The organism is Gordonia rubripertincta, assembly GCF_038024875.1.
Taxonomy (GTDB): Bacteria; Actinomycetota; Actinomycetes; order Mycobacteriales; family Mycobacteriaceae; genus Gordonia; species Gordonia rubripertincta.
In genome coordinates, this window is sequence record NZ_CP136136.1 from 1,348,383 (window position 1) to 1,372,619 (window position 24,237).

Genomic DNA, 24,237 nt, shown 5'->3' on the forward strand with positions numbered 1-24,237 from the left:
TCGTTTTCGCTATGGCCCGAAACGACGAACGACGCCGCGCCCTCGCCGACGCAGGACTGACGGTGCTCGCGACAGCGGGCGCACGCGGACTCACCCATCGCGCCGTGGACCGGGAGGCGGGCGTTCCGCAGGGCACGACGACGAACTACTTCCGAAACCGCGCAGCGTTGCTCCAGGGGCTCGTGGAGCGCATCGGTGAGCGACTGGCGCCCAGCGACGAGTTCATCGCCGCACGGGCAGGCCAGTCGCCCAGTCAGAAGCTGTTTGCCGAGTATCTGCGCAACATCGTCGAACGTCTCCTCGCAAACCGAGAGGTGACGATCGCCCTGATCGAATTACGGCTCGAGGGCATCCGCCGACCCGAGGTGGCCGAGATCATCGGCGAGTGGCGACGCTCGGGGTTCGCCGGCGACGTGGCGTTCAACGAACAGGCGGGTCTGCCAGGGTCCGCGCGCGAGATCGCACTCTTCCACTACGCGGTCGACGGTCTGGTCCTCGACCGGCTCACCGGGCCGTTGATGCCCGATGAATCGCTCGACGACATCGTCGACGCGCTGGTCGACGGATTGCTACCGGCTTAGGCCGCTACGCGGATTCCTCTGCGACCTTCTTCACGCGGTGCAGGACCTCGCGTGCCAGCTTCTCCGATGACGCGGGGTTCTGTCCGGTGAGCAGGTTGCCGTCGGCCTGGGTGTGCACCGTCCACGGCAGTCCGAGCGTGACCTTGAAACCCTCTTGTGTGAGCCGGTTCTCGAGGAGCCAGGGCGCCTTGTCGGCGAGTCCGGCCTGCTGTTCCTCGGCGTTGCCGAAGCAGGTCACCGTACGGCCGGAGAAGACGTTGACGCCGTCCTCGCCCTTGGCAGCCAACAGGATCGCGGGTCCGTGACAGACGATGCCGATGGTCTTCTTGGCCCGGTCGGCAGCGATGAGGAGTGCGCCGGCGTCGGCGTCCACCGCGAGATCCTCCATCGGCCCGTGGCCGCCGGGTACGAACACCGCGTCGTAGTCGGCGACGTTCACATCGGATAGGGAGATCGGATTCTGGATTTCGGGGGCGGTGTCGATCACCTTGCGGAGTTCGTCGGCGCGCTCGACGGATCCGGCGGCGTCGGGGCTGAGGCTGCCCTCGTCGACCGGGGGACGCACGCCGCCCGGCGTCGCGACGGTCACCGCGAATCCGGCCTCCCGGAACACTTCGAGTGGCGCCACCGCCTCCTCGGCCCAGAAGCCGGTCTTGTGACTCGATCCGTCGTTCAGCGTCCATGCGTCGGCGCCGGTCATGACGAAGAGAATGTTCTGTGTCATCGTGCTCTCCTTGGGTTGGGATGACCCCGGTCGGGTCAGGTGAGCCCTGTGAGTTCCGCCGACTTCGTCCACAGACCGTCGATGAGCTTCTGGTCGTGGGCTTGCCGGTTCTCGAGCCCGTTCGGCTTGTGGCGGCTGAAGTACACGCCGTTGATCGAGGGATCCGCCCCGCGTTCGGCGAGGGCGATCAGCGGTGCGGCGCCCTGCTCGGGGGTGATGGTCACCAGGCGGGTGATCGGGGAGCGATAGGCGAGTCCGACGAAGCGCGAGTCCCGTCCGAAGCTCGTCGCAGCCGGACCCGGATGTACTGCGGCCGAAAAGATCTTGTCGTCGGTCCAGCGCTGCGAGATGCCGCGGGTGAACAGGATGTTCATCAGCTTCGCCGTGCCGTAGGGACGGAGGGCCAGTGCTCGCCGGTTCTCGAAGTCGAGGTCGTCGAGATCGACGCTGCCGGCCAGATTGCCGACGCTCGCCGTGTTCAGGACCAGCGACGAACCGGCCGCGGCCAACCGGTCGCGCAGCAGGTGGGTCAGCAGGAACGGGGCGAGGTGATTGATCTGGAAGTTAGGCTCGTGGCCGTCCGCCGTGCGGTCCTTGTGATCGAAGGTGCCGCCGGCGTTGTTCATCAGGACGTCGATGGACTCGACGCTGCCGGAGATCTGCGCGGCGAGATCACGCACCTGGGCGAGGTCGGCGAAGTCGGCGGTGAACGACGTCGCGCCGGTCTCGGCCGCGATGGGCGCGAGTTTCCTCGGGTTTCGGCCGACGAGGATCAGGTTCGTCGACGGCCCGGCGAGCGCGCGGGCCGCGATGGCACCGATGCCGTCGCTGGCGCCGGTGAGGACGATGGTCCGCTTCTCACTGGCCATCTGCGGTGCCCTCCGATCCACCGACTGCGTGATCCTTCGGTGCATCCGTATCGGCCGGCGACGCGTTGTAGGCGGCCTTCTCCTCCTCGATGCGCTTGGTCTCGCCGATCGGGGAGTCGTCCGCGCCGGGGAACACCGAATGCGGACCGTCCGGCTCGTCCGGCTGCTCGGGCATGTCGGGGTCGGTCGTCAGTTCGTCCTCGGTGGTCGTCCAGTGCTGCTGTTCGTTGTCCGACATCCCTCCACCCTGCCCGAGGATCGGACGTGTGTCACTGATTCAGGTGCGGATAGCGTCGATGGAACTTCTCGACGCGTCCCGCGACATCCGGGATCGTCGCCACTCCGGTGTAGAACGGGTGTGAGGCACTGGTGACGTCGACGACGATGAGCGGGTAGGTGTTTCCGTCCGACCACACGCTCGTCGCCGACGAGGTCGCGGTGGATCTGGTGAGGAACTCGGTTCCGGTGGATGCATCCCGGATGATGACCGGGTGGTAGTCGGGGTGGATGTTCTTCTTCATGGTGATCTCCTTGTCGGTGTCGGTGTCGGTGTCGGTGTCGGTGTCAGTGGTCGTCGAGTCGGTGGTCGGACGAGTCGCCGGTCGCGGGACTGCCGGCCATCGGGACCTCGATGTCGTCGACGTCCTCGCACGGGTCCGCGTGGAACCGGCCGAACGGGTCGTCAAACGTGTTCCAGAACTGTTGTCCAGCAGCGAATTCCACATCGTTGACACAGGCGTGACGCAGCGCCGCGTCGATGTCGTCCGGATCACCGCGGTGCACGAGCACGACCAGCGAGGAATGGCGATCCCCGAAGGTGTCGTCCCAACGCAGTGCACCGAGCGCCCGCCGTTCGGGCCCGACCAGCGCCAGTTCGTCGTCGTCCATCGCGGCCAGCCACCGACCACCCGGCGCGACGCGTAGCCCGCCGCCGGCCGACTCCAGCCACAGCGCCTCGTCCGGCTGGGTCGCGACCCACAGGCGTCCTCGTGCGCAGACCACTCCGTCCAACAGTGAGTCGATCGCATCGTGCAGGCGGCCCGGGTGCAGGGGCCGGTCGGTGTGGAACTCCATCCAGGTGACACCGCAGTCGGGGTCGAGGGAAGGCTGGTCGACCAGGAGCGGGTCGTGCGGCCCGTCGATGCGCCCCCTCCGCGATGAAGGCGGGATCGCGGCGACCAGCTGCTGGACGAGCAGGGGAGTGAGCGGCCGCTCCGGCAACTCGAACATCATCGGAGCCTTGGGGTGCCAGTCGCTTGAGGACGGCCATGAGGCGAGCTGACTCCCAGGCGTCCCGGACGGCGGGATCGCAGCCGACGACGATGAGGGCGTCGGCGATCCCCACTTGCCCGACGGCGACCTGGGCGAGGGTGCGCTCGTCGTCGGGCGGAACGGGCAGAACCTCGCACAGTCCGAGATCCCCTGTCGCGTGGTGCAGCCAGACATCCTCTGCGACAGCAGCGATCGTCGATTCCACCCGGACGTCGAGACCGGCAGGTGCCCCGGGGATGCCGGGCTGGTCGTCGACGACGACGTGCTCGATCGACCACGCGATCCGTTCGGGTTCCAGGATCGGGTCCAGGGTGAGGACGATGCGTCGAACCGACCGCCGCCGGTGAAGGCGTCGGAGCAAGGGCAGCAGGTCCTCGCGCAGCGTGCACGACACACAACCGTGGGCGAGTTCGATCACCGTCACCCCTTCGCGGCGCCGGCCATCGGACTCCCGCCAGGTCAGGGTTCGCACCACGCGCCCGTCGCCCACCCCGCTCAGATCGTGGTGGACCTGCAGCGTTCCGGGATCGGACGTCAACGCGTCTCCGACCCGGCGAGACGTGGGTCGGTCCAGGCCGGTCACCAGGATGACGGGCGTTCGGTTGTCCGCAGGGAGGAATCGCATCTGCCCGTCGGCGGGGTTCTGGTCACCGGGGTTCAGGTCGTGCACGTCCACGCTCCAGACTATTGAGAATCATTTCCATTTGCGTCCGGTCGACGGTAACGTGTCGGCGACGCTAATGCCAATCATTGTCAATAAGGAGGACGCCATGTCTCGTCGATGCCAAGTCACCGGGCGCGAACCGGGCTTCGGCAAGCAGGTCTCGCATTCCCATCGGCGCACATCTCGTCGCTGGGACCCGAACATCCAGCGCAAGCGGTACTTCGTGCCCAGCGAGGGGCGGTACATCACCCTTCGGGTCAGTGCGAAGGGGATCTCGACCATCGACCGTCACGGGATCGAATCCGTGCTGCGCACCATGCGTGCACGCGGGGAGAAGATCTGATGGCGCGCAACGAGATCCGGCCCATCGTCAAGCTCCGGTCGACGGCCGGCACCGGATACACCTACGTCACCCGCAAGAACCGTCGCAATGACCCGGACCGGATGGTGCTCCGCAAGTACGACCCGGTCATCCGTGCCCACGTCGACTTCAAGGAGGACCGCTGATGGCGAAGAAATCCAAGATCGTCCGCAACGAACAGCGTCGCGAGGTGGTGGCCAGATACGCCGACCTCCGCGCCGAACTCAAGCGGACCATCGTCGCACCCGACTCCACCGGCGCCGAACGGGCGGAGGCCCAGCGTCGCCTGCACGCCCTGCCACGCGATGCGAGCCCGACGCGCCTGCGCAACCGGGACGCCATCGACGGCCGGCCCCGCGGCTACATCGGCAAGGCCGGGTTGTCGCGGGTGCGGTTCCGCGAACTCGCGCATCGCGGTGAGCTGCCCGGCATCCACAAGTCCAGCTGGTGAACCACCCGAACAGGAGGCGTTCATGAAACGCAGACCACGCCGCGACGACGAACGTCCGGTCCGCAAAAAGAATCAGCTGTCCGCGCTCGGCGTCCGGGCCGACGGCCGGAACCCGGTGGACTACAAAGACGTTCAACTTCTCCGCCAGTTCCTCAGTGACAAGGGACGGATCCGGAGTCGACGGCTCACCGGCCTGACACCGCAGCAACAGCGCCAGGTCGCCACCGCGATCCGCAACGCCCGGGAGATGGCGTTACTGCCCTACAACTCTCGCTGAGTCCCGCAGAGAGCACAATCGCCACCTCTGATCAGGAGCGCCATCCGCAGATGGCGAAACCGACCGGAGGTGGCGATTGTGCTTGTGAGACTTAGGAACTCACGGCATGTGAGTCCTTCTTACCCCAGGCCGGGGAGTTCTCGATCGCACCGATGATCCGCGGGCGCAGCTCCTCGGCGCGGATGACCGCGTCGACCGAACCGACCTCGACGGCGCGCTGGATGCTGTGCACCTTGTCGAACTCGGCGGCGATCTCGCTGATCTTCTCCGCGCGGACGGACTGGCGGATGTCGGCGAGCTCGGCGTTCAGGCTCGAGCGATCGGTACCGGAGGCCTCGGCGACGCTCGTCTCCAGCTCGCGGACGCGCGGATCGGCGGCGACACGCTTCGCGACCTCACCGGCGAACACCACCGCGGCGGCCGGCGCGCCACCGAGCACAGAGGCGAACGATCCGTCGATGGCCAACACGGTCATGTTCGGGTTCAACGCCTTCGAGAACACCACGAACGCACCGCCGTGGTAGCGCGAGATCACGCAGAACACGATCGGACCACGGAAGTTGACGATCGCGCGACCGATCTCGGCGCCGTACTCGAGCTGCAGCTTGCGCATCGACTCCGGCGAACCGTCGAAGCCCGACAGGTTCGCGAGCACGACGAGCGGACGGTTGCCGCTGGCCACGTTGATCGCCCGGGCGGCCTTCTTCGACGACTGCGGGAACAGGGTGCCCGCGGTGTAGGTGTCCGGACCGTCGGTCGGCTTGTAGCCACGACGCGCGACCTCACGCGACTCGATGCCCAGCATGCACACCGGGATTCCGCCCAGATGGACGTCGCACACGACGGCCGTCTCGGCGTCGGCCATGCCCGCCCAGCGCTCCAGGACGACGTGGTCCTGGTCGGCGACGGCACGCATGACGGTACGGATGTCGAAGGGCTTCTTGCGATCCGGGTTGTGCTCGCGCGAGAAGATCTGACCCACCGTGGTGAAGTCGCTGCCCGCGAGGACGTGCGGGTAGTCCGAGACGTCGCGGTCCGACGGATCGGCCGTGTCCGCCCGGCGCGGGGTGCCCTCGCCCGGAAGCACATAGGTGTGCTCGTAGTGGGACATCAAAACATCGCGGGCCGCACCGAGATTCGGTGCCCAGTACTGTGCCTGGCCGTTCGGGCCCATCACGCGGTCGAAGCCGCCGATGCCGAAGTTGTCCTCGGCCGAGACGCCGCCGGAGAAGTCCAGCGACTGCTTGCCGGTGAGGACCATCGCCGAATCCGGGGTCATGACCAGGATGCCCTTGGTGTGCATGAGCATCGTCGCCTCGGCGTTCCAGTACGGTTGCGCACCGACGTTGATACCCGCCACGACGATGTTGATCTCGCCGCCGTCCTGGGTGTACTCGACGACGCGCTTCAGTGCACGCGCGACCCAGTCCATGTTCTCGGTACCGGAGTCCATCGAGATCCGGGCACCCGAGGACAGTGCGTACCACTCGAGCGGCACCTGCATCTGCTCGGCGAGATCGAGCGCGGCGATGACGCGGCTGCACTCCGGTTCCGACAGTGCGCCAAGCGATTTGGTCGGGTCGCCGAGTAGGACCACGCGGGTGACGCCCTCGGGGAACTTCTCGGTCGGGGTGGTCACGACACCGGCGACCATCGCCGCGGTGTTGCGACCCTTGGGCCGGTCGACCGGAACCAGGCGATGCTCGGCGTCGAGGTCGTATTCGGTGAAATCACCGAGGATCTCGGCCAGCTCGTACGGGTAGACGGTGTTGCGTGCCGCGGCGCGCTTGACCTTCTGGCGGTACTCGTCGACGGGCTCGATGGGCGCGTCGGTCGGTGCGGTGACCTTCACCTCGAACTCGCCGGTCGCGGTGAGCGAGAAGTGCACCGAGACCTTGGTCAGCTCGCCGGAGTCGCGGTTGCGGCGACGGGCGATCACCTGGACCTCTTCCAGGCCGATTCCGCGTGTGACTCCGCTGATGTGATCGGCGATCGCGTCGAGGATGGACGCGTCGTCGTCGATCGGCGGCCAGACGTAGAGGACGATCCGGTTGGTGCTCGACGGCCGGGCCGCCCCGCGCTGGGCGCGGCGGATCGAGTCGGCACACGAGGCGAGTGTCGCCTCGGCGGTGGGAAGCGTCAGCAGACGTCCGCCGGGCTCTCGGACCGCGGTGAGATCGCGGACCTGGGCGAAGGCGATGAGTCGCTCGTCGGACGGGTTTTCCCTGGCGACACAACGGAAGAGGTACACCTCTTCGTCGTCGGCCGACGGGAGCCGGGTGAGGTCGAACTTCCGCAGCCGCTCCATCCGCATCCGCTGCGCGATGTGCGGGTGCAGACCGCGGATGAGGCGTTCCTCCGCCATGCCGGTCGCGGACTGACGGAAGGTGACGTGATGATGCATTCGCGCGTCGCCGCGGCCGGCCACCGTGATGGTGACCCGGTGGACCTGCGGTGGGAGTGCGGCGTTCGAGATGGTCTCGTGCAGGGTCTCGGCGAGGGCGTCGAAGCCGCTCGGCTGCTGCTCCCAGCTGAGGTAGATGTCGGCGTCGACCGCGGCGGCACCGCGGGCGAGTTCGCCGAGACCGTTGAGCGCCGCCGGCAGGCCCGCGAAACCGACGGCCGCGGACATCAGGCTGCCGCTGTCACGGTCGGCGACGACGAACGTGGTGCCGCCGGCCTCGTGGTTGCGGATGTCCGACAGACCCTTGTTGCCGTAGTAGCGGCGGGTCAGGACCTCGAGCATCACCTGGTTGTCGGTGGTGCCGCGCTCGATGCGCTGGCCGAGGAGACGGACGAGCGGCTCGGTGCTGCGCACCATGTTGTCGACGCGCTCGTCGCGGTCCGCGGCGTTCGGATTCTCGTCGAGGTACCGCAGCTGCTTGCGCACGTTGCTGTAGACGCGGGCGCGATCGCGGAGCAGCAGCGGCTGGCCGTACCAGGCGTAGACGACGCCGCGGGCGAGGTCGGCGATGGCCGGGTAGCGCATCTGGGGTGGCGGCGATCAGGCGATCGAGGGCGGGGCCCACGTCGTCGCGCAGCTCGTCCCGGGGCGTCGGCTCCTGCAGCCATTCACGCAGCAGGGTGGTGATCACGGTGACCGAACCGGCCGGGTTCTGCAGGGCCAGGAAGATGCGGAAGACCGCGGCCTCGAGTTCCGGCGTCCGGTCGAGTTCGGTGACGCCGTAGTGTCGCAGCGCCCGGCTGAGCTGGTCGTGGAAGGCGGCGGGCAGACCGTCGCGCTCCACGTCGAGGCTCTGCAGGTAGGTGTGGAAGTTCTCGCGGGCACTGTGCACGTGCTCGACGCCGACCTCGTCGCTCGACGGGCGGTTCTGGCTCAGCTCGGCGAGGTCGGCGAACACGGTGATCAGTTCGAGCTCGTCGGCGAGGGGCCGGCGACCGCTGGCCATCACCGCGCGGCGCACGGCGAGGTAGTCGTCGAGCAGACGGGTGGCCTCGTTGGCGTCGACGTCGAAGCCGAGGAGCTGCGCGCGCAGGTCCTCCTGCGTGCGGGTGGTGCGCTCGTGCGCCTCGACCTCGGGTTCGGCGGGCAGGTCGACATCGACGCCCGCGACCTCCGTCGGGGCCTCGTCACCGTCGTCGTCGGCCAGCGGCTCGAGACGCAGCAGGGTCGCACCGGTCTCGACCTGGGTGCCGACCGACACCAGGCTCTCCTTCAGCCGCGAGCGGACCGGTGCGCGCAGCACGGTCTCCATCTTCATCGACTCGAGGACCAGCACGGGTGCGCCCGCCTCGACCTCGTCGCCGACCTGCAGCGGGGTGGCGACGACGAGTGCGGGTGCCGGCGAGCGGACGACGCCGCCCTCGTCGCGGCTGACGCGATGGGTGATGCCGTCGACGTCGACGAGGTGGACGGGTCCATGGGTGTCGGTGACGAGGCGGAACCGCTCACGGTTGACCACGAGCTGGGCGGCGTGGTCGTCGAAGCGCTCGAGCTCGACGTCGGCGGTGTGGGTCTCGGCACCGGCCTCGATGCTCACGCGGAAACGGTGTGCGCCGATGCGGGCCACACGGACGCGGTAATTGGCGCCGCGCAGCTTGAGATCGAGGGGACGGCCGCTCTCGTGCTGAACCTGCGGACGGCCGCCCGAGGCGGTCGACATCAGGCGCTGCTGTTCGACCTTCTCCTCTTCCTCGTAGGCGTCGATCGCCGCGGCGGTGAGCGCGATCGCCGAATGCTGGTTGGCGACCAAGCCGCCCTCGGCGCGGACCCGGTCGATCCAGCCGGTGTCGGCGCTGCCGTCGATGACCTCGGGCTGGTCGAGCAACTCCAGCACGAAGGACTTGTTGGTCGAGCCGCCGGCGATGATCACGCGCGTCTCGCGTACCGCGCGGCGCAGTCGCCCGAGTGCCTCGTCGCGATCGCGGCCGTAGGCGATGATCTTGGCGATCATCGAGTCGAAGTCGGCGGGGATGGTGTCGCCCTCGCTGACGCCGGTGTCGACGCGGATACCCGGGCCGGCCGGCAGTTCGAGGAGGTTGATGCGTCCCGGCGCCGGAGCGAAGTCGCGGTCGGGATCCTCCGCGTTCAGGCGGGCCTCGATGGCGTGGCCGCGCTCGGTCGGCGGCTCACCCTCGAGCTTGCCGCCGGAGGCGACGTGCAGCTGGGCGCGGACGAGGTCGAAGCCGTTGGTGATCTCGGTGATCGGATGCTCGACCTGGAGGCGGGTGTTGACCTCGAGGAACGCGAACAGCTTCTCGCCCGGGTGGTACAGGAACTCGACCGTGGCGGCACCGCGGTAGCCGACGGCGACGGCGAGGCGCTCGGCGGAGGCCTTCAGCTCGGCGACCTGTTCTTCACCGAGGACCGGCGACGCCGACTCCTCGACGACCTTCTGGTTACGACGCTGCACGGAGCAGTCGCGGACGCCGAGCGCCCATGCGGTGCCCTGACCGTCGGCGATGACCTGCACCTCGACGTGGCGCGCTCCGGTGACCAGGCGCTCCAGGAAGACGACGCCGCTGCCGAAGGCGCGGGCCGCCTCGTCGCGGGTGCGCTCATAGGCCTCGCGCAGTTCCTCGTCGTTGTTGACCACGCGGATACCGCGTCCGCCACCGCCGGCGGTGGCCTTCAGCATCAGCGGGTAGCTGATGTCGGCGGCTGCGGTGAGCGCGTCATCGATGGTGTCGACGGCGCCGCGGCTCCACGGCGCGACCGGCACGCCGACCTCCTCGGCGATCAGCTTGGCGCCGATCTTGTCGCCGAGCTTGCGCATCGCATCCGGCGACGGGCCGACGAAGGTGACGCCGATCCGCTCACAGAGTTCCGCGAAGACCGGGTCCTCGGCGACGAAGCCCCAGCCGACCCACGCCGCGTCGGCGCCGGTCTCGAGGAGGGCGCGCTCGAGCACCTTCATGTTCAGGTACGGGCGCGACGCCGCGGGACCGAGGTCGTAGGCGATGTCGGCCTCACGCACGAACGTGGCGGCGGCGTCGACGTCGGTGTGCAGGGCGATGACCTCGATCGCCTGCCCCGTTTCGGCGGACAGGCCACGGACGGCATGGATGAGGCGCATTGCGGCCTCGCCACGGTTGACGATGGCGATTCGGGAGAACATCACCGACTCCTTCGGTTCGTCGTGCCGAGGGTGTCTTCGGCACACGCGAGGTGGTTCAACAGATCGATAGTTGCGGACCGAAGCCATTACGCGCGAGTACGTTCACGCGCGTCGGCATCGGATCGTCGTGACCCGGCGGTTCACCTGGACCGGGAACGCGCTGGGTGGAGACCCTTTTCAGCCACCAGATCTTCCTACCGAAACAAATCGCGATTCGGTACCGGTCGGCGATCTCCGGAGGGTGAATTCGTGCCGCAACGGCTGCGACCGGTGTCACAGGAGACGTCGACGCCACTCGGAACGGGTCAGGCGGCGAAAAGGATCCAGCTGTAGACCAGCAGGCCGAACACCAGGACGCCGAGATAGGCCCAGCCCAGCCAGATCGCGACGTCGGCGAAGGGCAGTCCGGTCTGCCCACGGGTGCGTCGGATCTGAGCACGCGCGCGGTATCCGAGTACGAGCCCGATCGGGAACGTGATGCCGAGCCCCGAGAGGATCAGGGCCCACACGGCCAAGCGATTGAGGCGTGGGCCGGATTGGGGAGCCACGTTGTCCTCCGGATCGTCCTCGAATGCTGGGTTGGTGTTCGCAGAGTAGGCCTGGGACACCGGTGTGAAGGTCGTGCGGTCGTCGTTGCCGGGCGTGTCGTCGTTCTGCTTCGCCGGGGCGGCCGACGGCTTGACGAAGACGGTGGCGTCGGCTGCGTCGGAGCGCCGGGTCTCGTCCTCGAGCGCATCGAGGTGCGACCGGGGAGGTTCGGGCCGCGAGGGTGCCGTTCCCGGACGGCCGCCGAGGGTGTCGGGCCGCGGTGCGCCGGTCCACTGCGTCGGGTTGCCCTGCAGCGGATTCCCTTGTGGCGAAACAGGTTTGGCGCCAGGCGGTGGGCGGTGTCCGGCCGGGGGCCGGCCGCCGGGAGTCAACGGTCCGGGGTTGCCCGGCGGAGTGCCGGGAACCGGTCGCGGACGCGGGCCGGTCGTGTAGGCGCCGGCCGGACGCGGAGGAGCACCCGGGTCACCGGCCGGGCCGGGACCGTTCGAGCGCGAAGGTTGCGGACGGGGACCGCCGGGCTGACCGGGGCCGCCCGGACCGGGAGGACGGGGACCGCCGGGCGGGGGACCGGACCGCTGGGACGATGCCGGGCCGCCGGGGCCTGCCGGAGCGCCTGGCGCGGGCGGCAGGGGGCCGCGAGGGCCGGGACGTCCCGAATCGGGCAGGTCGCGTCCGCGGGGAGGCGAGGGAGCGCTGATCGGTGCGCTCGGCACACGCTCCCAGGGTGCGGTGCCGTGGGAGCCGCCGGTGGGAGCCGGGCCCGCGGAACCGGGGCTCGGAGAACCCGCGCCGGTCGGGCCGGTCCGGGTGGATTCGGTCTCGCGCGGCGTCGCGTCGTCGGACATCGACCACAGCTCGCGTGCCCGCTCGGACGCGCCACCGGGAGAGGTGGGCGTGTTCGGAGAGCGCTCGTCGTCTGAGGTCACGTGTTCAAATTACCTGTGGATGCCGCCGGCGCCCGGATCGACCGTCGGCGGTGTCGTCACGAGGCCTGTGATTCCGCGCTCTCCGCGAGGGCCGCACGGACCTCTTCGACGCGGGGAACGGTCGGCGAGACCGGCGGTGGATCCTGACGTGCACGACGCAGGATGATGACGCCGACACCGGCGGTGAGCACCGCCGCGAGCACGGTCAGTGCGGCGACGAGGTAGTTCTTCGGCATGCCGACCAGCGTGCCAGCCCGGCCCCCGCCGACGCCACCTCCGGCGATGTGACCCTGCGCGCGCAGGTGCGGTCGAGAGCCACGTCTCGACCACCGAGAACCGCACAAGTGGTTGGATGGAGGGGTGACCACTCAGAAAACCTCCGCAGTCATCCACACCAACCGCGGCGCCATCAAGGTCGACCTGTTCCCGAACCACGCGCCCAAGACCGTCGAGAACTTCGTCGGCCTGGCCGACGGGAGCAAGGACTACAGCAAGCCGAACGCATCCGGCGGCAACTCCGGCCCGTTCTACGACGGCTCGGTCTTCCACCGTGTGATCGCCGGCTTCATGATCCAGGGAGGCGACCCCACCGGCACCGGCATGGGCGGCCCCGGCTACCAGTTCGGCGACGAGTTCCACCCCGAGCTCCAGTTCGACCGTCCGTACCTGCTGGCCATGGCGAATGCCGGCCCGGGCACCAACGGCTCGCAGTTCTTCATCACCGTCGGCCCGACCCCGCACCTGAACCGTCGCCACAGCATCTTCGGTGAGGTCACCGACCCCGAGTCGCAGCAGGTCGTCGACGCCATCGCGACCACGTCGACCGATCGTCAGGATCGCCCGCTCGACGCCGTTGTCATCGAGAAGATCGAGGTCAACTGACTTCTCCGGAGCACACCGCCCCGCAGCGGGCGGTGTGTTACCGGCATCCCGACCGCCCCACCGGCCTGTCCTGCAGCCGGTGCGGGCGGCCGGCGTGTCCGGACTGCCTTCGACCGGCGTCGGTCGGCCAGCATTGTCTCGACTGTCTTCGGGGCGACGGGGTCCAACGCACGCCGGCATTCGGTGACCGCGGAATGCGGCGGCTGGCGACCACCCGCCTGCCCGCGGGCAAGCCGTACGTCACCTACACCCTGATCGGGATCAACATCCTGATCTTCCTGCTGTGTGCCGTCCAGGCCGGCAGCTTCGGCGACCCCGGGGCCGCCGCCATCTTCAGCTCCGGAGATCTCCTCAAGAGTGACGTCGCCGCCGGTGAGTACTGGCGCCTGCTGACGTCCGGCTTCCTGCATTTCAGCGTGATGCACGTGGCCGTCAACATGCTCTCGCTCTACATCCTGGGCCGCGACCTGGAGCTCGCGCTGGGAATGTCCCGCTACGTCGCGGTCTATCTGATCGCACTCTTGGGCGGCAGCGCCGCCGTCATGCTCTTCGAGAACGACCGCGCCCTCACCGCAGGCGCCTCGGGGGCCATCTACGGCCTGATGGGCGCGATGCTGGTGATCATCCTCAAGGCCCGCGTGTCGCCGGTGCCGGTGTTGCTGATCATCGGCTTCAACGTGGTCTTGTCGTTCTCGCTGCCCGGGATCTCCGTCCTCGGGCATCTCGGCGGCCTTGCCTTCGGCGCCGCGGCCACCGCCGCCATCGTCTATCTCCCGGGAATGGTCCTGCCGGAGGGGCGTCGTACCCCGGAGGCGGCCGGCCGGGTCGGCTGGATCGCGCTCGGCGCGCTGTTCGTCCTGGCGCTGGGCCTGGGCATCACCGGCGGGATCGTCTACGACGGACTCACGTACATCCGCTGACGGTCCGGGCGTCGGGAACCGGGCCGGTCAGCGGTCGTCGTCGACGTGGAAACCCGCTGTGCGGAGTGCGTCGACCACCGACATCAGGTCGGTACCGAGATCCCAGCGGCTGAAGACGAGCAGCCGGGTGTCGTCGCGCGGTCCGTCGGACCCATCCGGACGACCGGTTTCGGCGTCGTCGTCGAGAACGTCGATCTCGAGCTGGCCCACCCGACGGCCGACGCGCCGCATCGACAGCAGCCGGATCCGTTCGACGCGGTCGGGTGTGTAGCTGCGTCGCCCGGTCAGAGAACGCACGGTCAGCGTCGCCGGGTGCTCGGCCGAGAGTTCGAGCCGCGGCCGGACCAGAAGCGTGTAGACGCCCAGCGCGACCAGCAGCACGCCGGCGATCCCCATCAGCACCGAGCCGGCGGGGTCCTTGGACACCACGATTGCGCCGCCGAGCAGGACCACGCCGCCGATGCAGCCCGCGACACCCGCTCCGACCGGCGTCGACCATGCGTGTGTGGAGAAGTCGGCAGAGTTATCCACAGGAGTTACTCACAGTGGGGACTACTTACACACATGTTATTTCCACAGTGTGGATAACTAACACTGATGTGTTTTGGCAGGTCAGCGGCCGACACGCGGAGAATGATCGAGGATCGGATCAGCGCCACCGCATGGTCATCAACAGGCCGGCCACCATCAGGGAGAACCCGATGAGGAAGTTCCAGGAGTTGAGCTCGGCCATCCAGTGGAGGACCTGACCCTCGGCGCCGTACGCGGTGGGGGTGGCGGCGAGGTAGTAGACCACGAGCCAGGCGAGCCCGAGGAGCATCAGGCCGAGCATCACGCTCACGTAGATGGTGCTGGAGGCTCCGGCCTTGACCTTGACCGGAGTCCTGCTCGCGGTGTTGATCGTGTAGTCGGTCTTCTTCCGGACTTTTGACTTCGGCATGACATCCTCTGTTGTGCTGTACCGCAGCAGCGGTCGTACGCGTGCCCGGGAGTCCCGAACGTCGTGGAGACCGATCGGTCCGGGGTCGGAAACACTCGACTTCTACGGTATCTCACCAGGTCGCTGACGGAGGTACCCGCTTTCGGCGGTAGCCTTTTCTGCGTGAGTCGCATCCTGGTCATCGACAACTACGACAGCTTCGTCTACAACCTGGTCCAGTACCTGGGCCAGCTCGGTGTCGAGGCCGTCGTGTGGCGCAACGACGACCCGCGGCTGACCCCGTGGGACCCCGAACATCTGCGTGAGGCGGTCTCGGGATTCGACGGGGTGCTGCTCAGCCCCGGACCCGGTACCCCGCAGCGCGCCGGTGCGACGATGCCGATGGTCGAGATGGCCGCCGCCGAGGAGCTCCCGCTGCTGGGTGTCTGCCTGGGTCATCAGGCGATCGGCGCCGCGTTCGGCGGAACCGTCGACCGCGCACCGGAACTTCTGCACGGCAAGACCTCGCTGGTTTTCCACGACGACAAGGGCGTCCTCGCCGGCCTGCCGGATCCGTTCACCGCGACCCGCTACCACTCGCTGACGGTGCTACCCGAGACCATCCCCGACGAACTGGTCGTCACCGGACGCACCGAGTCGGGCATCGTCATGGCGATGGCCCACCGCGAGCTGCCGATCCACGGCGTCCAGTTCCACCCGGAGAGCGTCCTGACCCAGGGCGGGCACCGGATGCTCGCCAACTGGCTCAAGACGTGCGGTATCGAGGTCGACGAGACCCGCGTCGCGGCGCTCGAGGCGGAGATGGCCGGCGCGATCGGCTGACACTCGTACGATCGCTGGGCCGATCAGTTCGGCAGCAAGCTGGCCTGGCCGACGATGATCGTGATCGGGCCCGCCTTGCGCGCCTTCGAACCCGCCGGTGGTTCCTGTCCGACGACCCGTCCGCTGTCGGGACTGTTCAGCGGCACGTTCCGGGTCTGACGCGTCAGCGTCGACCGTTCCCAACCCGCCTGTTCCAGGGATGACTGGGCTTCGGCGGGTGTCTTGCCGCGCAGGCTCGGGACGGTGAACAGGTTGCCCCGGGACACCGACAGCTGCACCGTGCTGCCCTGCTCGGCCGTCGAGCCGGGACCGGGAGAGGTGGAGATGACCTCGCCCGCGGGCTTGTCCGAGTCGACCGCGACCTCGTCGACCGACATGCCGAGCTCCTCGAGAACCGCGCGCGCGCGATCCGCCGGCATGCCGACGACGTCGCGGACCGTGATCTCCTTGGGCCCGTTGCCCACGTTGAGCACCACCGGTCCGTTGACGGGCACCTCGGTGCCGATCTTCGGCGCGGTCGACACGACCTTGTCCTTCATGTCGGCGGTCGAGTCGACGCGCTCGGTCTTGACGTTGGTGAACCCGAGCACCCTCAGGGCGTCGAGGGCCTCGGCAGGCGTCTTGCCGGCCAGGTCGGACGGTATCCGGTGTCGTTGCGGACCGGTCGAGATGTACAGCGCGACCTCGGATCCCTCGGTCGCCAGCACACCCTCACCGGGCGTCGAGCGGGTCGCGAAACCGGGCCCGACGTCGAGGCTGGGTTCCTCGAGAACGCGTACCTCGAAGCCGGCTCGTTCGAGGGACGACCGCGCGTCGTCGGAACTGAGTCCGGCGACCGCGGGCACGGAGACGTCGGGATCGGAGCCCGAACTCCACGGAGACCACAGGAAAAGCGTGCCGACGAGCAGCACGACCACGGCGATCGCGCCGGCGATCAGCCAGCGGGGCCGCCGACGCGGCGGGTCGTCGTCGGAGTCGGACCGGTAGTCGGCGTCTCGTCGGTGGCTGCCACCGGCACGTGTGGGGACGGCGCGCCGCGGTCCGCTCGTCTCCGACCGGACCGGGCGTCGGGGGCCGGTGTCGATGAACTCGGTGCGCTCCTCGTCGGTGAGCAGCATCGGCGCCGACGGCTTGCCGCCCGCGAGCACCCGGATCAGGTCGGCGCGCAGATCGGCGGCCGACTGGTACCGGTTGTCCTTGTTCTTGCTCATCGCCTTGAGTACGACCGAGTCGAGCTCACGCGGGATGTCGGGTCGCACGTGCGACGGCCACGGCGGGTCCTCGTGCACGTGCTGGTGGGCGACCGCGACCGGCGAGTCACCGGTGAACGGCGGCTCCCCGGTGAGCAGCTCGAAGAGCACGCAGCCCATCGAGTAGATGTCGCTGCGGGGGTCGACCTTGATACCGCGGGCCTGCTCGGGCGACAGGTACTGGGCCGTGCCCATGACGGCGGAGGTCTGCGTCATGGTCGACGTGGAGTCGCTCATCGCGCGGGCGATGCCGAAGTCCATCACCTTCACCGCACCGGACTTGTCGATCATCACGTTCGCCGGCTTCATGTCGCGGTGCACGATGCCGTTGCGGTGCGAGAAGTCCATGGCGGCGGCGACATCGGCCATCCACGTCATCGCCTGACGCGGGGCGATCGGACCGTTGGCACGCAACACGTCTCGCAGGGTGTCGCCGTCGACGTACTCCATGACGATGAACGGCAGCGGGCCGTCCTCGGTCTCGGCCTCACCGGTGTCGAAGACCTGCACGATCGTCGGGTGGTTCAGCTTCGCCGCGTTCTGGGCCTCACGCCGGAAACGCAGATAGAACGACGGATCGCGCGCGAGATCGGCACGTAACACCTTGATCGCCACGTCCCGGTGCAGCACCAGGTCGCGGGCATAGTGCACCTCGGACATGCCACCGAAACCCAGCGTTTCGCCGAGTTCGTAGCGGTCGGAGAGGTGGTGTGGTGTCGTCATCTGCCTTCGGTCAACCTGGGATCTCAGCTCATCGGGTCGGGGTTGGTATCAGCATGGCGCGGTGAGCTAACACAGCGGGAACGGCACGCCGGGGAAGCACGGGGTGCCGGTGGCGGCACCGGTGTCCGTCGTGTCGTCGGTGGTCGTCGGAGGACCGGGGGCAGTGGTCTCCGTCGTCGTCTCCTCGCTGGTCGTCGTCTCCTCGCTGGTGGTCGTGCGGGTCGGACGTCGCGTGGTCGTGGTCTCCTCGGTTTCCTGGGTCGGGACCACGGTCGTCGTCTGGGTGACGACCGACGAGGAGGACGGTGCCGGCGGGGAGGCATCGTTGCCACCGCTGCTGACCAGGTAGAAGCCGATCAGGCCGATCGCACCGACCAGCAGGGCCGCGGCGACACCGGCGAGAACCTTCTGCCCGGTGGTCCAACTGTTGTCCGGCGGAGGTGCGACCGCGGTGCGGGACGTCGGACGCGGGGTCACGGGACGTGATGCGGTACCCGGCGCCGTGGTGGCGCGGGTCGCGACGGTGTTGCCCAGCGCCGCGGCACCGGCAGCACCTGCTGCGGCACCGGCGATGGCTCCCGGACGGGGGGGTCGGCGACCTGCCCGGACGGCGGCCACCGCGTCGGCGAACTCGCCGCCGTTCGCATAGCGTTGGCGCGGATCCTTGGCCATCGTGATCTCGATGAGCTCGCGGACACCCGACGGCAGGTTGGGCGGCAGCGGCGGCGGCGATTCACGGATGTGCTTCATCGCGACGGTGATCGCACCGTCGCCCAGGAACGGTCGGCGGCCGGTGAGGGCCTCGTAGCCGACGACGCCGAGCGAGTACACGTCGGACGCGGCGGTCGCCTCGTCACCGGTGGCCTGCTCGGGAGAGATGTACTGGGCGGTGCCCATCACCATCCCGGTCTTGGTGACCGGGGCGGAGTCCACGGCCTTGGCGATGCCGAAGTCGGTGATCTTGACCTGGCCGGCCGGCGTGATGAGGATGTTGCCCGGCTTCACGTCGCGGTGCACCAGACCCTGGCTGTGGGCGGCCTGCAACGCCCGGCCGGTCTGCTCGAGCATGTCGAGCGTGTTGGTCAGCGACAGCCGACCGAGCCGGGAGATCACCGAGTTCAACGGCTCGCCGTCGACCAGTTCCATCACCAGATAGGCCAGCGGATCGCCGCCGTTGTAGTCCGGGGTCTCGCCGTAGTCGAAGACGTTGGCAATGCCCGGGTTGTTGAGTTTCGCGGTCGTCTGGGCCTCCGCACGGAACCGTGCGATGAACTCCGGGTCGTTCGTGTACTCGGCCTTGAGGACCTTCACCGCGACACGACGGTTGAGCCGCGTGTCGAGGGCTTCCCACACCTGGCCCATACCGCCCGTAGCGATCAGACGGATGAGCCGGTAACGATCACCGATGGTGGTGCCGTTCTGCAGGGTCATCGACTGCCACCTCCCACCAGCGAATTGATCACTTCTCGTCCGATCGGCGCCGCCACGGTCCCACCGACCGAGTCCGCACCGAATTGTCCATTCTCCACCACCACGGCCACCGCGATCTGCGCGTTCGACGAAGGTCCGAACGCGATGTACCAGGAGTACGGGGTGTCGGTGCTGGAACCGCTCTCGGCGGTGCCGGTCTTCGACGCGATCGTCACCGGCCCGCCGGCACCCGAGGTGGAGCGCTCGGACTCGATCATCATCGAGGTCAGCTCGGCCGCCTGTTCGGGCGTGATGGGCTTGTTGGCGGTGGTCGGCGGTGTGGTCTGCAACGTGCGCAGATCAGCTGATTGAAGCTTATCGACCAGGTACGGCTGCATTCGCACCCCTCCGTTGGCGACGGTCGCCGCGATCATGGCGTTCTGCAGCGGCGTCAGCCGCACGTCCCGCTGTCCGATGGATGCCTGTGCGAGGACATCGAGCGACGGGATCGGGCCCACGGTCGAGTCGACGACCGGCATCGGGATGTCCGGGCCGGGCTGATCGAGACCGAACAGGCTCGCGGTCTCGGTGAACTTGGGGATCGCGTCCGACATCTTCTCGGTCACCAGCTCGGCGAACGCGGTGTTGCACGAGTACTTGAACGCCGTCTCCAGCGACACCGTCCCGCCCGACGAACCGGGGCAGGTCTCGCCGCCGTAGTTCGGCAGCGACACGTTGGTGCCCGGCAGCGGGAAGCTCGGCGCCGCGGTGAGACGGATGCCCGGGGTGATGTTGTCTCGCAGGGCGGCCGCCGAGGTCACGACCTTGAAGGTGGATCCCGGTGGGTACACCTGGCTGATCGCGCGGTTGAGCATCGGCTGCGCGGTGTCGCCGGGACGGTTCCACGCCTCCCAGCTGCCTTCGCGGACCTCTTGGTCGTGGCTGGCCAGCTTGTTCGGGTCGTAGCTCGGGGTCGAGACCATCGCCAGGATCTTGCCGGTGTTGGGCTGCAGCGCCACCACCGCGCCGCGGCACGGTCCGTCGCACGGCCCGTTGAGCATGGCGCGGTAGGCGGCCTGCTGCACCTTCGGATTGATCGTGGTGACCACGTTGCCGCCCCGCGGGTCGCGGCCGGAGAACATGTCCATGAACCGCTGGCCGAACAATCGGTCGTCGGAGCCGTTGAGGATCGAGTTCTCGTAGTGCTCGATTTGGCTCGCAAGGTACTGGAACGAGTAGTAACCGGTGACCGGTGCGAATGCCTCGGCACCCTCCCGCGGGTACTGACGCAGGAACTTCAACCGGCTGTCGATGGGCACCGACAGCGCGATCACGGTGCCGTCGGCGGTCGTGATCAGGCCGCGCTGGCGCGAGTACTCGTCGAGCAGGACCCGGTTGTTGCGCGGGTCGGTCTTCAGGGCGTCGGCCTTGAACACTTGGACGTAGGTGGCGTTGGCCAGCAGCGCGACGATCATCACGATCACCGCGAGCGAGACGTTGCGGATCGGTTTGTTCACTTGCGCTTCACCACCTGGGTGGGCAGCGCGTCGACCGGCTTGGCCGTCGGACGCTTCTTGACCGGATCGGGTTCGCGGGCGGCGTTGGAGATCCGGATCAGTAGCGCGACGAGGATGTAGTTGGCCAGCAGTGACGAGCCGCCGTACGACAGGAACGGGGTCGTCAGACCGGTCAGCGGGATCAGCTTGGTGACGCCGCCGACGACGACGAAGATCTGCATGGCGATGGTGAACGCCAGGCCGGTCGCGAGGAGCTTGCCGAAGCTGTCGCGCACGGCGATGCCGGTGCGCAGGCCGCGGTGGATGAACACCATGTAGAGCAGCAGGATCGCGGCCAGGCCGGCGAGCCCCAGCTCCTCACCGATCGTCGAGATGATGAAGTCGGTGTTGGCGAACGGCACGATGTTGGGCCGCCCGGATCCGAGGCCGGTGCCGAACAGACCGCCCGTGGCCAGGCCGAACAGGCTCTGACCGATCTGGTAGCCCGAACCGTCGAAGTCTTCGAAGGGGTTGAGCCACACCGAGACGCGGGTTTGCAGGTGGGAGAAGATCGACCACGCGATCACGGCACCGATCGCGAACAGGCCGATGCCGAGGACCAGCCATTCCACCCGCGAGGTGGCGACGTAGAGCATCGTCAGGATCGTCGCGAAGATCAGGAGCGACGTGCCGAGGTCCTTCTGCACGACCATCACCGCGATCGCGATCGCCCAGGCGGCGAGCAGCGGCCCGAGGTCTCGGGCGCGAGGCAGGTCGACGCCGAGGACGTGCGGGCCCGCGGTGATGAACAGATCACGCTTCGACACCAGGACCGCCGCGGCGAAGATGATGATCAGGATCTTGGAGAACTCGCTCGGCTGGATCGAGAAGAACGGCGTGATAATCCAGTTCTTGGAGCCGTTGATCTCCGAGAACGCGCTCGGCAGGATCGCCGGGATGATCAGGAAGATCAGTCCGCCGAGGCCGAGCGTGTAGGCGTACCGCGACAGCGTCCGGTGGTCCCGGATGAGGATCAGCACCGCCGAGAACGCGATGATGCCCAGACCGGCCCACAGCAGCTGCTGATCGGCGTTGTTCGTCGCCTGGGTGGGGTTGATCGACTCACCGGTGTTGCCCGACCCGAGGTCGAGGCGGTGGATCAGCACGAGCCCGAGTCCGTTGAGCACGGCGACGACCGGCAGCAGGATCGGGTCGGCGTGCGGCGCATAGCGTCGTACGACCAGGTGGGCGATCCCGAACAGCGCCGTGTACGCGGCGACGTACTTGAAGATGTCCCACGTCAGGTTCTGGCCCTGGGCCGCCTGGACGATGAGCAGGGCCACGGTCACCAGGCCGATGGCGAACACCAGCAGGAGCAGCTCGGCGTTCCGGCCGGTGCTCGTCGCTGGCTCGCGAGGCGGGGCGTGCGGGGCGGGCGCGGCTTGAGTCATCTCACCTGCTGCCGGCAGCTGGTGACCGCGTCCTCTGGGGGTGCAGGCTTCTCGGAGGGTGCGGCGCTCGGGGCGGGCGGTGCCACCGACTCGGTGGCACCGCGTTGCGGAATACCGGACGGCGCGGCGGTGGCACGGGGAGCGGGCGGCAAGCTCGACGCGGGTGGCGGCGGGGTCGCCGACGACGGCGCAGGCGGGGGAGTGGACGAGGGAGCGTTGTCGCAACGGAAGGTGAGCTCCTTGGTCACCACGCCTTCGATCTCCTCGGCGCTGCGATCGCGGATCATCACGTTCTTCACCGACTGCGCCGGCCCGGACACCAGATCGTCGACGTTGAGCGGCATCTCGCAGGTGCCGTCATACGGGATGAAGGTGTAGGTCGGCTTCTCCTGGTCGAGATCCTCGACGCAGACGCGCGTGACGGGCTTGCTCATCGACACGAAGAGGAGGTCGGCCGGCGAACCCTGGTGGATCACCACATCGCCGTCGGAGTCGGCGGCCACGTAGTAGTTGCTCCGCACGATCGAGCGGGTCACGAAGAATCCGGCGACCAGCGCCGCGACGACGGCCAGGACGACACCGACGGCCAGCCACCGGCGCCACGTGCTCTTGTGCTTCGGCGGTTCCTCCGCCTGGGTCAGCACCGTCGGGCGCTGCGGCTCGGCGGGCGGCGGGCGCAGCGCAGCGGCGCGTCCGGCGGCAGTGGCCGGGTCGGGGGTGTAGGACTCCTCGTTGCCCCCGGCGGCACCGCCGACGATCGGGCGTGAGTCGCCGTACTCGGTGTCGACTACGTCGGCGAGGACGACGGTCACGTTGTCCGGGCCACCGCCCCGCAGTGCGAGTTCGATGAGGCGGTCGGCGCACTCCTTCGGATCGGCGATGGATCCGAGGGTCTCGGCGAGGGTCTCCTCGCTCACGACGTCGGACAGTCCGTCGCTGCAGAGCATGTACCGGTCACCGGCACGCGCCTCGCGCATCGTCAGTGTCGGCTCGACCTCCGAGCCGGTCAGGGCGCGCATGATCAGCGACCGCTGCGGATGCGTGTGCGCCTGTTCGGCCGTGATCCGGCCCTCGTCGACGAGGGTCTGCACGAAGGTGTCGTCGCGAGTGATCTGGGTGAGGACGCCGTCGCGGAACATGTAGCCACGTGAATCACCGATGTGGCACAGTCCGATTCGGCTGCCCGCGAAGAGGATGGCGGTGAGCGTGGTGCCCATGCCGTCGAGTTCGGGGGACTCGTGGACCTGTGCGGCGATGGCCTCGTTGCCCGCGCGGGTGGCACGACTCAGATGGCTCAGCAGGTCGCCGCCGGGCTCGTCCTCGTCGAGTTCGGACAGGGCGCGGATGACGAGTTGACTCGCGACCTCACCGGCCGCGTGTCCGCCCATGCCGTCGGCGAGCGCGAGCAGGCGCGGGCCGGCGTAGAAGGAGTCCTCGTTGTTGGACCGGACGAGACCGCGGTCGCTGCGCGCGATATAGCGCAACACAAGTGTCACGGGCGCAACTCGATCACGGTCTTGCCGATGCGGATCGGCGTGTTCAGCGGGACCTTGACGGCGGTCGTCACCTTGGACCGGTCGAGATAGGTGCCGTTGGTGGAGCCGAGGTCTTCCACGTACCAGTCGTCACCGCGTCTGGAGAGTCGCGCGTGACGTTCCGAGGCGTAGTCGTCGGTGAGGACCAGGGTCGAGTCGTCGGCGCGACCGAGCAGTACCGGCTGCTGGCCGAGGCTGATCCGGGTGTTGGCCAGGGCGCCGTGCGTGACGACCAGATAGCGCGCCGCGCCTCGGACCCCGCCACTGCGTCGACGCTTCTCCGCGCCTCCCGAGTAACGCGGGATGCGCATGCCGCCGGCCGAGGCGATGTCGGCACGAAGAGTCCGGATCACAGCAAAGACGAACAACCACAACAACAGCAGGAACCCGATACGGGTCAGTTGCAGCACCAAGCCCTGCATGTCTTGCGTTCACCTCCAGCGCCGTCACATCTCGGATCGGTCGTACTCGGTAAGCCGTACCGGGCGGGTGTCGATCTCGACTGCCGATGGCAACCGGCGGACCCCGTGTGCATCTTATGGGCAGTTGAGCGGA

General features: G+C 68.3%; 22 protein-coding genes and 2 pseudogenes. 8 read left to right on the top strand and 16 right to left on the bottom strand.

Annotated features, from left to right (window positions below; genetic code table 11):
* The first annotated feature begins 11 nt into the window (after positions 1-11).
* Entirely contained in the window at positions 12-581 is a 570-nt protein-coding gene (locus RVF83_RS06065; RefSeq protein WP_039881092.1) for a TetR/AcrR family transcriptional regulator, read from the top strand.
* A gap of 4 nt (positions 582-585) precedes the next feature.
* Here RVF83_RS06065 and RVF83_RS06070 read toward each other — a convergent pair whose 3' ends face one another.
* The 5 genes and pseudogenes from RVF83_RS06070 to mrf all read right to left on the bottom strand — a co-directional run bounded on the left by RVF83_RS06070 (position 586) and on the right by mrf (position 4,071).
* Positions 586-1,305 (bottom strand): type 1 glutamine amidotransferase domain-containing protein, encoded by a 720-nt coding sequence (locus RVF83_RS06070; protein WP_005200403.1) that lies wholly within the window; start codon positions 1,303-1,305, stop codon positions 586-588.
* A 35-nt stretch (positions 1,306-1,340) separates the two neighbouring features.
* Complete coding sequence (locus tag RVF83_RS06075) at positions 1,341-2,174, bottom strand: SDR family NAD(P)-dependent oxidoreductase (protein ID WP_005200404.1); 834 nt, start codon at positions 2,172-2,174, stop codon at positions 1,341-1,343.
* Positions 2,164-2,412: a hypothetical protein gene (locus RVF83_RS06080; RefSeq protein ID WP_005200406.1), complete on the bottom strand. Its 249-nt coding sequence runs from the start codon at positions 2,410-2,412 to the stop codon at positions 2,164-2,166. The genes RVF83_RS06075 and RVF83_RS06080 overlap by 11 nt, the downstream gene beginning before the upstream one ends.
* Positions 2,413-2,443: 31 nt before the next feature.
* Complete coding sequence (locus tag RVF83_RS06085) at positions 2,444-2,695, bottom strand: type B 50S ribosomal protein L31 (protein WP_005200408.1); 252 nt, start codon at positions 2,693-2,695, stop codon at positions 2,444-2,446.
* Positions 2,696-2,738: 43 nt separating this feature from the next.
* Positions 2,739-4,071: pseudogene (gene mrf / locus RVF83_RS06090) on the bottom strand (ribosome hibernation factor-recruiting GTPase MRF).
* Between the two features lie 145 nt (positions 4,072-4,216).
* Here mrf and rpmB point away from each other — a divergent pair.
* The 4 genes from rpmB to rpsR are packed head-to-tail and all read left to right on the top strand — an operon-like array spanning position 4,217 to position 5,199.
* Complete coding sequence (rpmB, locus tag RVF83_RS06095; RefSeq protein ID WP_005200411.1) at positions 4,217-4,453, top strand: 50S ribosomal protein L28; 237 nt, start codon at positions 4,217-4,219, stop codon at positions 4,451-4,453.
* Positions 4,453-4,617, top strand: coding sequence for a 50S ribosomal protein L33 (rpmG, locus tag RVF83_RS06100; protein WP_005200413.1), 165 nt, complete (start codon positions 4,453-4,455; stop codon positions 4,615-4,617). The genes rpmB and rpmG overlap by 1 nt, the downstream gene beginning before the upstream one ends.
* On the top strand, positions 4,617-4,922 hold the full coding sequence (gene rpsN / locus RVF83_RS06105; RefSeq protein WP_005200415.1) for a 30S ribosomal protein S14: 306 nt from the start codon (positions 4,617-4,619) through the stop codon (positions 4,920-4,922). The genes rpmG and rpsN overlap by 1 nt, the downstream gene beginning before the upstream one ends.
* 22 nt (positions 4,923-4,944) lie before the next feature.
* Positions 4,945-5,199: a 30S ribosomal protein S18 gene (gene rpsR / locus RVF83_RS06110; RefSeq protein ID WP_005200417.1), complete on the top strand. Its 255-nt coding sequence runs from the start codon at positions 4,945-4,947 to the stop codon at positions 5,197-5,199.
* A 91-nt stretch (positions 5,200-5,290) separates the two neighbouring features.
* On the opposite strand, the pseudogene RVF83_RS06115 reads toward rpsR, so the two are convergent.
* The 3 genes and pseudogenes from RVF83_RS06115 to RVF83_RS06125 all read right to left on the bottom strand — a co-directional run bounded on the left by RVF83_RS06115 (position 5,291) and on the right by RVF83_RS06125 (position 12,489).
* A pseudogene (locus RVF83_RS06115) lies at positions 5,291-10,778 on the bottom strand (carboxyl transferase domain-containing protein).
* Between the two features lie 305 nt (positions 10,779-11,083).
* Positions 11,084-12,253: a DUF4190 domain-containing protein gene (locus tag RVF83_RS06120; RefSeq protein WP_005200419.1), complete on the bottom strand. Its 1,170-nt coding sequence runs from the start codon at positions 12,251-12,253 to the stop codon at positions 11,084-11,086.
* A gap of 56 nt (positions 12,254-12,309) precedes the next feature.
* A complete protein-coding gene (locus tag RVF83_RS06125) occupies positions 12,310-12,489 on the bottom strand; it encodes a hypothetical protein (protein WP_005200421.1) in 180 nt (59 codons plus the stop codon).
* A gap of 124 nt (positions 12,490-12,613) precedes the next feature.
* Here RVF83_RS06125 and RVF83_RS06130 point away from each other — a divergent pair, with 124 nt between their 5' ends.
* Both RVF83_RS06130 and RVF83_RS06135 read left to right on the top strand, forming a co-directional pair.
* Positions 12,614-13,135, top strand: a complete 522-nt coding sequence (locus RVF83_RS06130) for a peptidylprolyl isomerase (protein ID WP_005200422.1) — start codon at positions 12,614-12,616, stop codon at positions 13,133-13,135.
* 194 nt (positions 13,136-13,329) lie between these two features.
* Positions 13,330-14,055 carry a rhomboid family intramembrane serine protease gene (locus RVF83_RS06135; protein WP_005200424.1) on the top strand — a complete coding sequence of 242 codons (726 nt, stop codon included), beginning with the start codon at positions 13,330-13,332 and terminating at the stop codon, positions 14,053-14,055.
* 27 nt (positions 14,056-14,082) lie between these two features.
* Here RVF83_RS06135 and RVF83_RS06140 read toward each other — a convergent pair whose 3' ends face one another.
* Together RVF83_RS06140 and crgA are read right to left on the bottom strand one after the other, a co-directional pair.
* Positions 14,083-14,586: a PH domain-containing protein gene (locus RVF83_RS06140; RefSeq protein ID WP_005200425.1), complete on the bottom strand. Its 504-nt coding sequence runs from the start codon at positions 14,584-14,586 to the stop codon at positions 14,083-14,085.
* Between the two features lie 118 nt (positions 14,587-14,704).
* Positions 14,705-14,995 (bottom strand): cell division protein CrgA, encoded by a 291-nt coding sequence (gene crgA, locus RVF83_RS06145; RefSeq protein WP_005200426.1) that lies wholly within the window; start codon positions 14,993-14,995, stop codon positions 14,705-14,707.
* Positions 14,996-15,157: 162 nt separating this feature from the next.
* On the opposite strand from crgA, the gene RVF83_RS06150 reads away from it, so the two are divergent.
* Entirely contained in the window at positions 15,158-15,817 is a 660-nt protein-coding gene (locus tag RVF83_RS06150) for an aminodeoxychorismate/anthranilate synthase component II (protein WP_005200427.1), read from the top strand.
* A gap of 23 nt (positions 15,818-15,840) precedes the next feature.
* On the opposite strand, the gene pknB is transcribed toward RVF83_RS06150, so the two are convergent.
* The 6 genes from pknB to RVF83_RS06180 all read right to left on the bottom strand — a co-directional run bounded on the left by pknB (position 15,841) and on the right by RVF83_RS06180 (position 24,104).
* Positions 15,841-17,790 (bottom strand): Stk1 family PASTA domain-containing Ser/Thr kinase, encoded by a 1,950-nt coding sequence (pknB, locus tag RVF83_RS06155; protein WP_005200428.1) that lies wholly within the window; start codon positions 17,788-17,790, stop codon positions 15,841-15,843.
* Positions 17,791-17,856: 66 nt separating this feature from the next.
* Positions 17,857-19,221, bottom strand: a complete 1,365-nt coding sequence (locus tag RVF83_RS06160) for a protein kinase domain-containing protein (RefSeq protein ID WP_005200429.1) — start codon at positions 19,219-19,221, stop codon at positions 17,857-17,859.
* Complete coding sequence (locus RVF83_RS06165) at positions 19,218-20,717, bottom strand: peptidoglycan D,D-transpeptidase FtsI family protein (protein WP_005200430.1); 1,500 nt, start codon at positions 20,715-20,717, stop codon at positions 19,218-19,220. Before RVF83_RS06165 ends, RVF83_RS06160 begins: the two co-directional genes overlap by 4 nt.
* Positions 20,714-22,147 carry an FtsW/RodA/SpoVE family cell cycle protein gene (locus tag RVF83_RS06170; RefSeq protein WP_005200432.1) on the bottom strand — a complete coding sequence of 478 codons (1,434 nt, stop codon included), beginning with the start codon at positions 22,145-22,147 and terminating at the stop codon, positions 20,714-20,716. Before RVF83_RS06170 ends, RVF83_RS06165 begins: the two co-directional genes overlap by 4 nt.
* Positions 22,144-23,643, bottom strand: a complete 1,500-nt coding sequence (locus RVF83_RS06175) for a PP2C family protein-serine/threonine phosphatase (RefSeq protein ID WP_005200433.1) — start codon at positions 23,641-23,643, stop codon at positions 22,144-22,146. The genes RVF83_RS06170 and RVF83_RS06175 overlap by 4 nt, the downstream gene beginning before the upstream one ends.
* A complete protein-coding gene (locus tag RVF83_RS06180) occupies positions 23,640-24,104 on the bottom strand; it encodes an FHA domain-containing protein FhaB/FipA (RefSeq protein WP_005200436.1) in 465 nt (154 codons plus the stop codon). Before RVF83_RS06180 ends, RVF83_RS06175 begins: the two co-directional genes overlap by 4 nt.
* Between the last annotated feature and the right edge of the window lie 133 nt (positions 24,105-24,237).